Source organism: Streptomyces changanensis, assembly GCF_024600715.1.
In the GTDB taxonomy this organism is placed as follows: domain Bacteria; phylum Actinomycetota; class Actinomycetes; order Streptomycetales; family Streptomycetaceae; genus Streptomyces; species Streptomyces changanensis.
On record NZ_CP102332.1, the window covers coordinates 1,844,389 to 1,856,792 of the forward strand.

The window sequence follows — 12,404 nt, forward strand, 5'->3', positions numbered from 1 at the left end:
GCATGTCGTCACGCTGTTACCTGGCGCCCACCCCCGCGACACCCGGCGCCACCACGATGGCCGAGCCGCCCTCCCGGGCGGCCCGGTCGAGCCCTCACCCCCGCTGGGAGTACGCATGTCCCGTGTCTACGCGCGTCAACCCCTCCGCCGCGCCGCCGTCGCCACGCTCGCCGCCGCCCTGGCCGCCACCGGCCTGCTGGTCACCGCGCCCACCGCCCAGGCGGCCCCGCCCACCCCGGTCAGCGCCTCCACCGCCCGCACGTACCTGGGCCAGCTCGCGGTCCGGGCGGAAGGTTCCTCCTCCGGCTACAGCCGGGAGGCCTTCCCGCACTGGATCACCCAGTACGGCACCTGCAACACCCGCGAGGTCGTCCTCCACCGCGACGGCACCGGTGTCGAGCAGGACGCCGGCTGCGCGGCCGTCGCCGGGCGCTGGTACTCGGAGTACGACGGCGCCACCTGGACCGTCGCCTCCGACCTGGACATCGACCACGTCGTCCCGCTCGCCGAGGCGTGGCGCTCGGGTGCGAACGCGTGGACCACGTCCGACCGCCGGGCCTTCGCCAACGACCTGACGCGCCCCCAGCTCATCGCCGTCACGGACAACGTCAACCAGGCCAAGGGCGACCAGGACCCCGCCGAGTGGATGCCCTCGCGCACGACGTACCGCTGCACGTACGCCCGCATGTGGGTGCACGTGAAGCACCACTGGGGCCTGTCGGTGGACACGGCGGAGAAGACCGCCCTGCAGTCCACCCTCAACGCCTGCTGACCACGCGACCCCGGCCCTCGGCCCGCCCCCTGCTGCCGTCATGCGCCCCGCACCGGTACGGCTCCCGCCCCGGCCGGGGTGCCGTACCGGTACGGCGGGTGACCCGCCGGGCGGGGCGCTCGCCGCGCCGGGCGTGTCACGGGCCAGCCGTCGGCGATCCCGCGGCCCCGGGGGCCGGCAACCACCCGGGATGGGAACCCGCCCCCACCACAGAGCGAGTCACGGGCCCCGCGCTGTCCGGTCCGGGGTCCTATGTGGTGGGGGCGGCGATCAGGGGCCGGGGGCAGCCGGGACCGGCGAGGCGCCGGGAGGCGCTGGCGGAACGTCACCGGCGAACGCGGCGCGCGTGCGGCCGCCCGGCTCCCGACGGGGCTCGCCCCGGTCGTCGCGCAGGCCGCTCCGCGCGGGGCGGCGCTACCTCCGCGCGCCTTCCCCCGAGCACGGCAGGGGGCACGGGGGCCCGCCGGTTCGGTGGGGTGCGGGCTCGGGCGCCGTCCCGGCCGACTCGTCGGCGGACAGCCGGACCGGCCAGGCCGACAGGATGTACGCGCAGTCCACATCCGGGACCTCGACGGACAGCGGATGCCCGTTCTTGATGTGCTCGCGCGCCGCGCGCTGCCGGTCAGGGGCGGTGGCCCACGCCCGGAGTCGCGCGGGGCAATCCGGCACGGGCACGCTCACCACGCGCACGGCAGGGCGCACCCAAGCCGAGCGGTACGGGTCGGGGTCGAGCCGGTCCGCGATGCGCAGGGCCTCACCGCGGAGCCATCGCAGCGCCAGGACCGGGGAAATGGTGCGGAAGGCGCCGAGGACGTACCGCACCACCCGGCCCGTGCCGTACACGGGCCCCTCGGCGAGCACTTCGGACCGGTAGCCCGCCGGGACGGTCCCGCCGTTCACGGCCGCCCCTCACGCAGCAGCACCCACGGGCGTTCGATCACTTCGAGGAACGTGGTGTGGCCGGGGTGGTCGCGCAGATGTGAGAACGTCCACGGCTGAGCGTCGCCGGCGTTCCCGAACGCGGCCGACTCCGCGCCGCACTTCGTACCGTCGCCGTCGAGCGCCGTGCAGCGGAACCGGTGGGTGAGCGGTGGGGCGCCCTCGTCCCGGTGCGGCGCGAGCCGGTGGCGCACGAGCCGGTACGTCCGCGTCACAGCCGCTCACCCCGGCTCCGGGCGTTCCACCGTTCGAGTTCCGCGTGCAGCCGCTCCGCGCGGGTCGCCCGACGGACGGCCCCGGGCTCGGCCTCCCACTCGGGCCCGCCCCCGACCGGACGCAGCGACCAGTACGGGCCGGCGACCCCCCGGAACTCGCCCAGCCGGTCGGCCCGGCCGGTGTCCACCACGAGCGTGCCGGGGGTCGGGGCGTATGGCGCTTCGCGGCCCTCCGCGGTCACGCCACCTTCGGAACCTTCGGACACTGCCACTCCTCTCCGTAGTCGTTCCACTACCAGGGCGGCTCAGCGTGACCTAGGATCAGGGACTCTTCAACGTGTCACGCCAGAAGGGAGAGTTGTGGTCAACCGCAAGCAACTGCACCCGGAAAGCAGCCCAGGAGCGGCATACGGCGCCCGTGTGCGCAGCTCGCGCGAGGACCGGGTATGGAGCCAAGAGGACTTAGCCGCACGAACGGCATATTCCAGTAAGCATATTTCTGCAGTGGAAACTGCACGCAAGCCGCCAACTCTGCCGTTCTCGCGGGCCTTGGACCTGGCCTTCGGCACCACCGGTACCGCCGATTCGTTCGAACGTGAGTGGCGTGAACTGCGGCACGGGGCGCTGCTGGAGGGGTTCCCGGAGTACTTGGGCCACGAGGCCCGAGCGGTGGAGATCCGGCTCTACGAAGTAGGCGTCATACCTGGCTTGCTCCAGACTCCGGACTACGCGGCGACTCTGGAAGCGGACGCCGTCCGACGCGCGGCGATCACGCAAGACCAGGCGGATGAACGCGTTGCGCTGGTGGCGCAGCGACAGGCCAGCCTCAACCGCACGCCCGCACCCTTGATCTTCACTGTCCTGGACGAGAGTTGCCTCCATCGACCGATGGGCCCACCGTCCGTGATGGATGCCCAGTGCGCCCGCCTTCTCCAATTCGCCGAGCTCCCGAACACAGTGCTTCAGGTCGCCCCGTTCACGATGGGGGAACGGCGGCCGTTCAGTCTGCCCATCACCGTGTTGACCATGGCGGACAGATCACTCATGTCGTACGCGGAGTCCTCGCAGCGAGGTCACTTGGAGCGGGAAAGCACTGGGGTGCTGCCCATGCTCACCGCCTACCATCAGCTACAGGCCGAAGCACTCTCACAAGCGGACTCAGTGGCCATGATCCGTGAGGTACGAAAGGGCATTCCGTGACGACGACCGAACCCCCTCGTTGGTACAAGTCCTCCTACAGCGGCAACGGCGGCCAGTGCGTCGAGGTCGCCGCCAACCTCGCCCGCTCGCGCGGCGTCGTCCCCGTCCGTGACTCCAAGGACCCGAGCGGACCGGTCCTGGACGTCTCCACCGGTGCGTTCGCCTCGTTCGTGGCGGGCGTCAAGAGCGGGCACCTCGACGCCGCCTGACACGGCGCGACACAGCGAAAGGGCACCCCGTGACGACCGAGCACCCGCAGTGGTTCACGTCCTCGTACAGCAACAACGGCGGCAACTGCATAGAGGTCGCCGCCAACCTCGCCCGCTCGCGCGGCGTCGTTCCCGTCCGTGACTCCAAGGACCCGAGCGGACCGGTCCTGGACGTCTCGACCGGTGCGTTCGCCTCGTTCGTGGCGGGCGTCAAGAGCGGACACCTCGACGCCGCCTGACACGGCGCGACGCCCCCAACCCCCGCCCCCACCACCGCGGATGGCCCGCCGCGCCCCGGGCCCGTACCGTACGGGTCCCGTACCGTACGGGCGGGGTGACGGAGGGGGGCCGGGCCATGGGGGCCGGACTGCGGCTGGGACCGCTGCTGAGGTACGTGGAGTGGCCGGACGGCGCCGGTGCGGCCGACGGGGAGCCGTACGCGCCGACCGCGACGATCTGGATCGAGGCGGACCGGCCTCGCACCGCCGAGGTGCGCTGCGCGGACGGCGCGGGCGGCCGCGCCCGCACCTTCCAGGTCGCCGGCCACCACTACGCGCTCGTCCCGGTCACCGGCCTGGCGCCCGGCACGACCACGGCGTACGAGGTGCTGCTCGACGGCCACCGCGTCTGGCCGCACCCCGGCTCGCCCCTCCCGCCGAGCACCCTCTCCGTCCCCGGCACCCCGGGCGCCGACGCCGGGCCGGGCATCGCCCACCAGCCGCTGCGCGTCACCTTCGGCTCGTGCCGCTGGGCGGCGACGGGGGCGGCCGGCAGACGGCCCGCCGGGCCCGACGCCCTCGGGGCGCTCGCCGCGCGGCTCACCGCCGACCCCGCGGCGGACCGCCCCGACGTGCTGCTCCTGCTGGGCGACCAGGTGTACGCGGACCGGCCGTCGCAGGACACCCGGCGGTGGCTGGCGGCCCGCCGCGACCTCTCCGAGCCCCCGGGGGCGCAGGTCGCCGACTACGAGGAGTACACCCGCCTCTACCGGGAGTCCTGGCTCGACCCGCAGGTGCGCTGGCTGCTGTCCACCGTGCCCAGCATGATGATCTTCGATGACCACGACGTGATCGACGACTGGAACACCAGCGCCTCCTGGCTGTCGGAGATGCGCCGCACCCCGTGGTGGCGGGAGCGCCTGACGAGCGGTCTGATGGCGTACTGGGTCCACCAGCACCTGGGCAACCTCTCCCCCGCGGAGCTGGCCGACGACCGGCTCTACGCGCAGGTGTGCGCGGCCGGTGACGGGACGGCGGCGCTGCGCCGCTTCGCCGAGGAGGCGGACGTCGACCCGGCCCGGATCCGCTGGAGCTACCGGCGCGACCTGGGGCGCACGCGGGTGGTGATGGTGGACACGCGCGCGGGCCGGGTGCTGGACGAGCAGAAGCGGGCCATCCTCGGCGAGGAGGACGCCCGTTGGGTCCACGAGCAGGTGCTGGCCGGCCGGGAGGACCGCGACCACGTACTGGTCGGCAGCGCGCTGCCGTGGCTGCTGCCGCCGCTCGTGCACGACGCCGAGCGGTGGAACGCCGCGCTGTGCCGGGGCGAGCGCGGCGAACGCTGGGCGCGCGTGGGCGAGTCGGCGCGCCGCCACTCGGATCTGGAGCACTGGGCGGCGTTCCCCGCGTCGTTCGCGTGGCTGTCGCGGCTGCTCGCGGACGCGGCGCTGGGCCCGGACGCCCCGGCGACGGTGGCCGTGCTCTCGGGGGACGTGCACCACGCGTACGTGGCGGAGCCCGAGCGGGAGCCGGCCGCGGGTGACGGCGCGCGGGTGCTGCAACTGACCTGTTCGCCGGTCCACCAGCGCATCCCGTACGTCCTGCGGCTCGGATTCCGCTTCGGTTGGAGCCGGGCGGGCCGGTGGCTGGGGCGGGCGCTGGCCCGGCACGGCCGGGTGGGCGCGGCGGAGACCGGCTGGGCCAGGACGGGCGGGCCGTGGTTCGGCAACCAGCTGATGACGCTGACCCTGCACGGGCGGAGCGCGCGGTTGCGCCTGGAACGCGCCCGTCGTGGCGGCGGCCTGACGACCGTGCACGAGCGGGCGTGGGTGGACGAACGGCCCGGTGAACGGGTCGCGTCCGCACGGATTCACGGAAGGTAACGTTCACCCCGGAGGTTCGGGCGGGGTCGCCGGAGGTGCATGATGGCCCGCACGATCCGCTTCCCGCCCCACCCTCCGGGAGTCTTCGTCTTGTCCTCCGTCCCCCCTGCCATAGCCCTCGTCGGTGCCGGTCCCCGCGGCACGTCGGTCCTGGAGAGGCTCTGCGCCTCCGTTCCGGAACTGGCCCCGGGGGCCGCTCCGGTCGTCCACGTCGTCGACCCCTCACCCGCCGGCCCGGGCCGCGTGTGGCGGACCGACCAGGCGGGCGCGTTGCTGATGAACACGGTCGCCTGCCAGGTGACGGTCTTCACCGACGACAGCGTCAGCTGCGAGGGCCCGGTACGCCCCGGCCCGAGCCTCCACGCGTGGGCGGTCGCCCACGGCCACCCCCTGGGCCCCGACGACTACCCGCCCCGGGCGCTGTACGGCCGGTACCTGGCGTGGGCCTTCGCCCGGACCCTGCGCGGGGCGCCGCCGGGGACGACCGTCCACGTCCACCGGGCCCGCGCGGTCCGCCTGGAGGACGAGGCGCCCGCTCCCGGCGCGGGCGGGGAGGACGCCCCGCGGCAGCGGCTGACCCTCGACGACGGCACCGTGCTGACCGGCCTGGGCGCCGTGGTCCTCGCCCAGGGGCACCTGCCGGAGACCCCCGACGCGGAGCGGACCCGGCTCGCCGCGCACGCCGCCCGGCACGGCCTGCGCCACCTCCCGCCCGCCAACCCGGCCGACCTCGACCTCTCCCCCCTCGCGCCCGGCGAACCGGTCCTCCTGCGCGGCCTCGGCCTCACCTTCTTCGACCACATGGCGCTGCTCACCGAGGGACGCGGCGGCCGGTTCGTCCGCGACGGCGCGGGGACCCTGGCGTACCGCCCCTCCGGCCGCGAGCCGCGCCTGTACGCCGGGTCCCGGCGCGGCGTGCCGTACCAGGCGCGCGGGGACAACGAGAAGGGCGCCTCCCGGCGGCACCGGCCGCTCCTGCTCACCCCGGACGTCGTCGAGGCGTTCCGCAAGCGCGCCGAGGGCGGCGATCCACCGGACTTCGACGGCGAGATCCGGCCACTGGTCGAGCTGGAGGTGGAGACCGTCTACTACGAGGCCCTGCTGCGCCGGCGGGGCGAGCGGGACACGTCCCGCTTCCGCTCCCGTTTCCTCGCCTTCCGCGACGGCGCCGCCCGCGACGCCGTCCTGGACGCGTACGGCGTCGACCCCGCCGACCGCTGGTGCTGGGAGCGGGTCGCGGACCCGGCGGCGGGAGAAACGTTCCGCTCCCCGGCCGCCCACCGGGCCTGGCTGCTGGAGCGGCTGCGCGCGGACGCGGCGGAAGCGGCGCTCGGCAACGTCTCGGGTCCCGTGAAGGCCGCGCTGGACGTGCTGCGCGACATCCGCAACGAGGTACGGGCGGTCGTGGACCACGCCGGGCTGTCGGGCGGGTCCCGCCGCGACCACCTGGACCGCCGGTACACGCCGCTGAACGCGTTCCTCTCGATCGGCCCTCCCCGGCGCCGCGTCGAGGAGATGGCCGCGCTGGTCGAGGCGGGCGTCCTGGACGTGGTGGGCCCGGGCATGGAGGTCCGCGCCGAGCCGGGCGCCTTCGTCGGGGTGTCGCCCCGGGTGCCGGGCTCGGCGGTCGCGGCGACGACGCTGATCGAGGCGCGGCTGCCCCACCCCGACCTGCGGCGCGCGGACGACGCGCTCCTCGCGCACCTGCTGGCGAGCGGCGGCTGCCGCACCCACGTCGTCGACGGCTACGACACCGGCGGGCTGGACGTGACCGGGCGCCCGTACCACCTGGTCGACGCCCGGGGCGTCCCGCACCCGCGGCGGTTCGCGCTGGGGGTGCCGACGGAGGGCGTGCACTGGGTGACGGCCGCGGGCGCCCGGCCGGGCGTGGACTCGGTGACCCTGTCGGACGCGGACGCGGTGGCCCGTGGTGCCCTGCGCGCGGCGACCCGGACGGCGCCCGCGCTCCCGCCCCGGTCCCGGAGACGACCGAATGTTGAACTTGCAAGTACTGCTTAGGCGCGCCTAACGTGGTGGCTCGTCGGTCACGTCCCCCGCCGAAGGAGCCCCCCATGTCCGGAATCACCAGCCGCCTCCAGCAGTCCCAGCCGTACGCGCTCGGACTGTTCCGGATCGTCGTCGGCCTGCTCTTCCTGTGCCACGGCGCCGCCAAGCTCTTCGGCGTCCTCGGCGGGGCGAACGGCAGCGGCGCCACGGTCCCGTCCGGCACCTGGCCGTTCTGGTACGCGGCCGTCATCGAGCTGGTCGGCGGCGCGCTGATCCTGGTGGGCCTGGGCACCCGCACCGCCGCCTTCGTCTCCTCCGGCGCGATGGCCTACGCGTACTTCAAGATGCACCAGCCGTCGGCGCTGTTCCCGCTGCAGAACGGCGGCGAGACGGCGGCCCTGTTCTGCTGGGCGCTGCTGCTGCTGGTCTTCACCGGCCCCGGCGCCCTGGCGCTGGACGCCCTGTTCCGCTCCCGCGAGCAGGAGGCCGGGCGGACCCGCGCGACGGTCGCCGCCTGACGCGCGTCCGGACACCCGCCCCCACCCGGGCGGCGGCGCAGGGCACGGGGCCACCACCCCGTGCCCTCCGGTGCGTCAGGGGGAGCCGTGAGGCGTACGCTGTTCCGGTTCTCAGGGGTGAAGCGGGGAGAAAAGGTGCTGGAGAGCGTGGGGTGGCTGGCGGCGAGCCCGTGGATCTATGCCGCGGTGGCCGCCTCGGTGCTGCTGGACGTGTTCGTCCCGCTCCTGCCCAGCGGCGTCCTGGTGATCACGGCGGCGACCGCGGCGACCGCGGCCACGGCGACGGCAGCGCCCGGGGGCGTCTCGCTCGTCGCCCTCGCCCTGTGCGCGGCCACCGCCTCCGTCCTCGGCGACCTGGCCGCGTACCGCCTCGCCTGGCGCGGCGGCCCCCGCCTGGACCGGGCCATCGCCCGCTCCCGTCGGCTGACGACCGCGCAGGAACGTCTCGGCACGGCCCTCGGCCGCGGCGGCGGCGCCCTCGTCGTCATCGCCCGGTTCGCCCCCGCGGGACGGTCGGTGGTGTCGCTCGGCGCGGGCGCGGCCCGGCGCAGGGCGCGCGAGTTCGTGCCGTGGTCGATCCTGGCCGGGGTGGCCTGGGCCTCGTACAGCGTCGGCCTCGGTTACTTCGGCGGCCAGTGGCTGGGCGCGACGTGGTTCAGCGCGGCGGTCTCCGTCGTCGCGCTGTTCCTGGCGGGCAGCCTCGCCGCGTACGTCATGCGCCGCCCGACGCCTGTGCCGGCTCCGGCTCCGGCTTCCTAGGGGCGGCGCCCCGGACCTCCAGGTCGTCGAGCAGCCGCCGCGTCGCCCCGGCCACCTCGGCGACGGCCCGGTCGAACACCTCCCGGTTGTGCGCGGCGGGCGCGCGGAACCCGGAGACCTTGCGCACGTACTGGAGCGCGGCGGCGTGGATGTCGTCCTCCGTGGCCTCCTCGGGCAGCACGGGCGGGCGGAGGGTCTTGATGCTGCGGCACATACCGGTCCTCGGTCCTCGGAGCGGGCGGGCGGTGAGTGGGCGGGCGGTGCGGGCGGGCGGTCGAGCCGCCGGGCCGTCGGGCCGTCGGGCTGCGGGGCCGTCGGCGGTCAGGCGGTCGGACTGCGGGACGGTCGGGCGGCCAGGCGGCCGGAAGGGGTCCCGACTCCAGGATGCACCCGTCCGGCATGTGATCAGATGAACTCCATGATCACGACGAGGACCCTCTACCTGTTCTGCTCCGCCGCCCTGCCCGTGTTCGACGTGGCGGGCGTGATCGAGGACGCCCAGGCGCGCGGCTGGGACGTCTGCCTCGGACTGACCCCCACCGCCGCGGACTGGCTGGAGCCGAGCCTGGACGGCCTGGCCGCGCTCACCGGCCACCCGGTGCGCGCCGCGTACCCCCGACCCGGCGAACCGGGGGTCTGGCCCGCGGCGGACGCGCTGCTCTTCGCCCCGGCGACCTTCCACAGCGTCAACGCCTGGGCGCTCGGCCTGACCGGCACGCTCGCGGTCGGCGTGGCCGCCGAGTGCGCCGGCCGGGGCCTGCCGACCGTGGCCGTACCGTGCGTGAGCGCCGCGCACGCACGGCACCCCCGCTTCGACAGAGCGCTGGAGACGCTGCGGTCGGCGGGGGTGGTGGTCCTCCACGGCGAGGGCGGCCCCACGACGGACGTGCCCGGCCCCGAGTGGCCGGACCGGTGTGCGTGGGGTCCGGCCCTGGACGCGGTGGAGGCCGCACGCCCGGCGGTCTGACGCCGCCGGGCGGAGCCGCTCAGGTGTTGGGACGCTTGCCGTGGTTGGCCTTCTTGCCCTTGCGGGCGCGCCGCTTGTTGCCTCGCTTCGACATCGCGTACCTCCCTCCCGCCCCACAAAGGGGCGTAACCGGGTGTTCCGGGCACCCGTCAGTCTAGGTTCGCGGGCTCGCCCCCGCACCAGCGCGCCGCTCCCGGCCCTCCGCGGCGGACGGCCCGGCGGCGGGGCGGGCGGCCTGGCGGGCGGCCTGCCCCTCGGCCGGGTGGGCGGTCCGCACGGCGGCCGCTCCGGTGGCGGGCTGGGCGGACGGCTCGACACGCGGCCTGACGACCTGCCCGGAGTCCCGCGCCGCGGCCTGCCCGACGCCCGGCCGCACCGCCCGCTCGGTGGCCTGCCCGACACCCGGCCGCACCGCCCGCTCAGTAGCCTGCCGCAGCCGGTCCATGGCGTACGTCGCCCAGTCCGCCCGGTGCAGATGGCACCGGGCGGCCCCGATCATCGCCAGCCGCCGGCAGCGCCACCCCTGCTTGGTGACGGCCCCGCACCTGTCCTGTGTCCGCGCCATGCCGTACCGCCTCTCCTCGTCCCCCCTCGTACCCGCCAGCAGGGTCCGCCCGTTGCGACGGGCCGGGGAAGGCGCACCGGGCGTGACCTGGTGCGCTCCGGAGCGACGGTGATCACGGGGGCGGGCCCCAGGTCCGGTGCCGGGCGCACGGCACGGCGCGGCGGCGCACCGCGCGCCGCCTTGCCGGGGCACGGGCGTATCCCCCGACCCGGCACGCCCGCGCCGGTCATTCCGCCCCGCCGCTCCTCCCCCACGGGCCAGTCGCGCCAGAGGGCGGTACGGCGGTGGTGAGCCGGACGGACCTCCACCGTCTCCGCGGCGTGCGGGTCCGGGCGGGCGCGCCGACCGTCCGCCGTGCCACCGGGCGCGGTGCGTCGCGGAGGCGCCGGCGGGCGGCGCCCTCTCAGGCGGCACCCACCGGGCGACGACCGGGTCGCGGGTGAACCGGGGCCGGCAGCGCACGGTCACCCACCGCACCACCCGCCGCGGCCTGTCCCTTCGCCCCTCGCGCGCCGCCCCGGCGAGGGCGGCGTCGCCGTACCGCAGGCCCTGACACACCACCGAGGAGAAGGCCCCGCTCGGCGGTTCTCCCCGTCCGCGTCCCGCCGGCCGCGCGCGTGCGCGCTGGGCTGTGCGGTGCGGTGCGTGCCACGGGATCCGTCCGTCACGACCGCCGGGCACCCTCCCGGCGCGCCCGGCGGGCCGCCGAAAGCCCGCGGGCCACCGTGCGCCCTGCGGCATGTCCCCGCGGGGCGCCGACCGTGCTGGGCGGGTGCGGGTGCGGGTACGCGCACGAGACCGCGCTGGTCCCGCTGAACCACGGCCCGCCCCTCGCCCCGGAGTACCGCCGCGCCACCTCGGCGGGCCCGTCGCACCACCCCGGCGGGCCCGTCGCACCACCGGGGCCGGGCCGCCGCACCACCCCCGGCCGGACGCCGAACCACCCCCCGGCCGGGGGCCGCGCCACGCACCGGTGATCCGCCGCGCCCGCCATCGGGTGAATGCCCGTACCCCGCACCGGTGATCAGCCGCGCCGCCCACCGGTGAACAGTCGTTCCCCCCGCGCCGTACTCCTCCGTGGCAATTCCTCGCCGGGCCGCGTGACGACCGCCCATGCAGGGCAACTCACAGTCAGGCGCCCGCTGCAAGGGCCCCGCCCCCCGCCACGAGCACCACCGCACGCCCCAAGGAGGAACGGATGGCCTGGTATCCAGGGGCTACGCGTATGGAACTACAGCCCGAGTCGGACGGACAACCCGCCATCCGGCCGACCCAGTTCATCCTCCACAGCGTCGCGGCCCCGTGGACGGCCCGCCGCATGTACGAGTACTGGCGCGACTCGACGAACCTCGAGTCGCACTTCGGGCTCGGCTACGAGGGCGATCTGGCCCAGTACATCGGCACCGAGACCCGCGCCGACTCCAACTACGCCGCGAACCGCCGCCCGGACGGCACGGGCGCGGTCTCCATCGAGACGGCGTCGAACCTGAAGCACACCGACCCGTGGACGGACCGGCAGATCGAACAGCTGATCCGGCTCGGGGTGTGGCTGCACCAGCGGCACGGCGTGCCCCTGCGGATCTGCCGCTCCCACAGCGACCCCGGCTACGGCTACCACCGGCTGCACTCCGCGTGGTCGTCGGGCGGGACGTCCTGCCCGGGCGACGCCCGCGTGAACCAGTTCCGCAAGGTCGTCTTCCCCGGGATCGTCAACCGCGCCAACGGCCAGTCGCCTTCACCCTTACCGCCCGAGGAGGATCCCGTGCCGGAGATGCTGCACGAGTCGAACGCCACCGACATGGAGCTCACGTCCGGGAACTGGACCGGGCTCTCCTTCCGCACCGCCGTCCTGCTCGTCGGCCCGGTCCGGCAGCACACCGTCGTGCACCTCGTCCTCGACGACGCCACGGCGCCCGACACGGTCGTGGAGGGCTGCTTCTACACGACCGACAAGAACGGCGGCGACCGCTCCTTGCACCTGCCGGTCCGCGGATACGGTCCGGGCGGGCACCAGTTCGCGTGCACGGCGGACGTCGGGGCCGGCCGCCACCTGCGCTTCATGGTCCGCGCGAGGACCCGCGACAGCCGCCCCGTACGGCTGCTGCACCGCGCGGTGTCGGGGCCGTTCTGGAAGCTGTGAACCCGCGGCGGT

General features: G+C 75.5%; 16 protein-coding genes. 10 read left to right on the top strand and 6 right to left on the bottom strand.

The annotated features are described in order from the left end of the window. Positions 1-115 precede the first annotated feature (115 nt). The gene (locus tag NRO40_RS08095; RefSeq protein WP_058942330.1) at positions 116-772 is read left to right on the top strand and encodes an HNH endonuclease family protein; all 657 of its coding nucleotides are present in this window, start codon (positions 116-118) and stop codon (positions 770-772) included. A gap of 414 nt (positions 773-1,186) precedes the next feature. Here the strand turns inward: NRO40_RS08095 and NRO40_RS08100 are convergent, their stop codons facing one another. Genes NRO40_RS08100 through NRO40_RS08110 form a run of 3 tightly spaced genes read right to left on the bottom strand, consistent with a single transcriptional unit; the run spans position 1,187 to position 2,192 of the window. Then, positions 1,187-1,672 (bottom strand): hypothetical protein, encoded by a 486-nt coding sequence (locus NRO40_RS08100; protein WP_058942331.1) that lies wholly within the window; start codon positions 1,670-1,672, stop codon positions 1,187-1,189. After that, positions 1,669-1,926 carry a DUF7848 domain-containing protein gene (locus tag NRO40_RS08105; RefSeq protein WP_058942332.1) on the bottom strand — a complete coding sequence of 86 codons (258 nt, stop codon included), beginning with the start codon at positions 1,924-1,926 and terminating at the stop codon, positions 1,669-1,671. Before NRO40_RS08105 ends, NRO40_RS08100 begins: the two co-directional genes overlap by 4 nt. Continuing rightward, positions 1,923-2,192, bottom strand: coding sequence for a hypothetical protein (locus NRO40_RS08110; RefSeq protein ID WP_408056983.1), 270 nt, complete (start codon positions 2,190-2,192; stop codon positions 1,923-1,925). The genes NRO40_RS08105 and NRO40_RS08110 overlap by 4 nt, the downstream gene beginning before the upstream one ends. A 94-nt stretch (positions 2,193-2,286) precedes the next feature. Here NRO40_RS08110 and NRO40_RS08115 point away from each other — a divergent pair, with 94 nt between their 5' ends. From NRO40_RS08115 to NRO40_RS08145, 7 genes are all read left to right on the top strand, one after another. Then, a complete protein-coding gene (locus tag NRO40_RS08115; RefSeq protein WP_058942334.1) occupies positions 2,287-3,126 on the top strand; it encodes a helix-turn-helix domain-containing protein in 840 nt (279 codons plus the stop codon). Next, complete coding sequence (locus NRO40_RS08120) at positions 3,123-3,335, top strand: DUF397 domain-containing protein (RefSeq protein WP_058942335.1); 213 nt, start codon at positions 3,123-3,125, stop codon at positions 3,333-3,335. The genes NRO40_RS08115 and NRO40_RS08120 overlap by 4 nt, the downstream gene beginning before the upstream one ends. Positions 3,336-3,364: 29 nt before the next feature. After that, the gene (locus tag NRO40_RS08125) at positions 3,365-3,574 is read left to right on the top strand and encodes a DUF397 domain-containing protein (RefSeq protein ID WP_058942336.1); all 210 of its coding nucleotides are present in this window, start codon (positions 3,365-3,367) and stop codon (positions 3,572-3,574) included. Positions 3,575-3,690: 116 nt separating this feature from the next. Next, positions 3,691-5,436: an alkaline phosphatase D family protein gene (locus NRO40_RS08130; protein WP_058942337.1), complete on the top strand. Its 1,746-nt coding sequence runs from the start codon at positions 3,691-3,693 to the stop codon at positions 5,434-5,436. A gap of 39 nt (positions 5,437-5,475) precedes the next feature. Further along, on the top strand, positions 5,476-7,455 hold the full coding sequence (locus tag NRO40_RS08135) for an FAD/NAD(P)-binding protein (protein ID WP_408056984.1): 1,980 nt from the start codon (positions 5,476-5,478) through the stop codon (positions 7,453-7,455). 62 nt (positions 7,456-7,517) lie between these two features. Beyond that, positions 7,518-7,961: a DoxX family protein gene (locus tag NRO40_RS08140; protein WP_058942405.1), complete on the top strand. Its 444-nt coding sequence runs from the start codon at positions 7,518-7,520 to the stop codon at positions 7,959-7,961. A 135-nt stretch (positions 7,962-8,096) separates the two neighbouring features. Further along, entirely contained in the window at positions 8,097-8,720 is a 624-nt protein-coding gene (locus tag NRO40_RS08145; RefSeq protein ID WP_058942338.1) for a DedA family protein, read from the top strand. Here the strand turns inward: NRO40_RS08145 and NRO40_RS08150 are convergent. After that, a complete protein-coding gene (locus NRO40_RS08150; RefSeq protein WP_058942339.1) occupies positions 8,674-8,934 on the bottom strand; it encodes a DUF2277 domain-containing protein in 261 nt (86 codons plus the stop codon). The genes NRO40_RS08145 and NRO40_RS08150 overlap by 47 nt on opposite strands. A 204-nt stretch (positions 8,935-9,138) precedes the next feature. Between NRO40_RS08150 and NRO40_RS08155 the strand changes: the two genes are divergently transcribed. Further along, positions 9,139-9,687, top strand: coding sequence for a flavoprotein (locus tag NRO40_RS08155; protein ID WP_058942406.1), 549 nt, complete (start codon positions 9,139-9,141; stop codon positions 9,685-9,687). Positions 9,688-9,706: 19 nt separating this feature from the next. Here NRO40_RS08155 and NRO40_RS30745 read toward each other — a convergent pair whose 3' ends face one another. Continuing rightward, positions 9,707-9,781, bottom strand: a complete 75-nt coding sequence (locus NRO40_RS30745; protein WP_391953216.1) for a 50S ribosomal protein bL37 — start codon at positions 9,779-9,781, stop codon at positions 9,707-9,709. 60 nt (positions 9,782-9,841) lie between these two features. Then, positions 9,842-10,252: a hypothetical protein gene (locus tag NRO40_RS08160; protein ID WP_058942340.1), complete on the bottom strand. Its 411-nt coding sequence runs from the start codon at positions 10,250-10,252 to the stop codon at positions 9,842-9,844. A 1,225-nt stretch (positions 10,253-11,477) separates the two neighbouring features. Between NRO40_RS08160 and NRO40_RS08165 the strand changes: the two genes are divergently transcribed. Then, complete coding sequence (locus NRO40_RS08165) at positions 11,478-12,392, top strand: peptidoglycan recognition protein family protein (protein WP_232791071.1); 915 nt, start codon at positions 11,478-11,480, stop codon at positions 12,390-12,392. The last annotated feature ends 12 nt before the right edge of the window (positions 12,393-12,404 follow it).

Bases quoted from the DNA above. Each gene is read 5' to 3' on its own strand.
- NRO40_RS08095 (WP_058942330.1), top strand. From the start codon at position 116: ATGTCCCGTGTCTACGCGCGTCAACCCCTCCGCCGCGCCGCCGTCGCC.
- NRO40_RS08130 (WP_058942337.1), top strand. From the start codon at position 3,691: ATGGGGGCCGGACTGCGGCTGGGACCGCTGCTGAGGTACGTGGAGTGG.
- NRO40_RS08135 (WP_408056984.1), top strand. From the start codon at position 5,476: ATGATGGCCCGCACGATCCGCTTCCCGCCCCACCCTCCGGGAGTCTTC.
- NRO40_RS08150 (WP_058942339.1), bottom strand. From the start codon at position 8,934: ATGTGCCGCAGCATCAAGACCCTCCGCCCGCCCGTGCTGCCCGAGGAG.
- NRO40_RS08155 (WP_058942406.1), top strand. From the start codon at position 9,139: ATGATCACGACGAGGACCCTCTACCTGTTCTGCTCCGCCGCCCTGCCC.
- NRO40_RS08160 (WP_058942340.1), bottom strand. From the start codon at position 10,252: ATGGCGCGGACACAGGACAGGTGCGGGGCCGTCACCAAGCAGGGGTGG.
- NRO40_RS08165 (WP_232791071.1), top strand. From the start codon at position 11,478: ATGGAACTACAGCCCGAGTCGGACGGACAACCCGCCATCCGGCCGACC.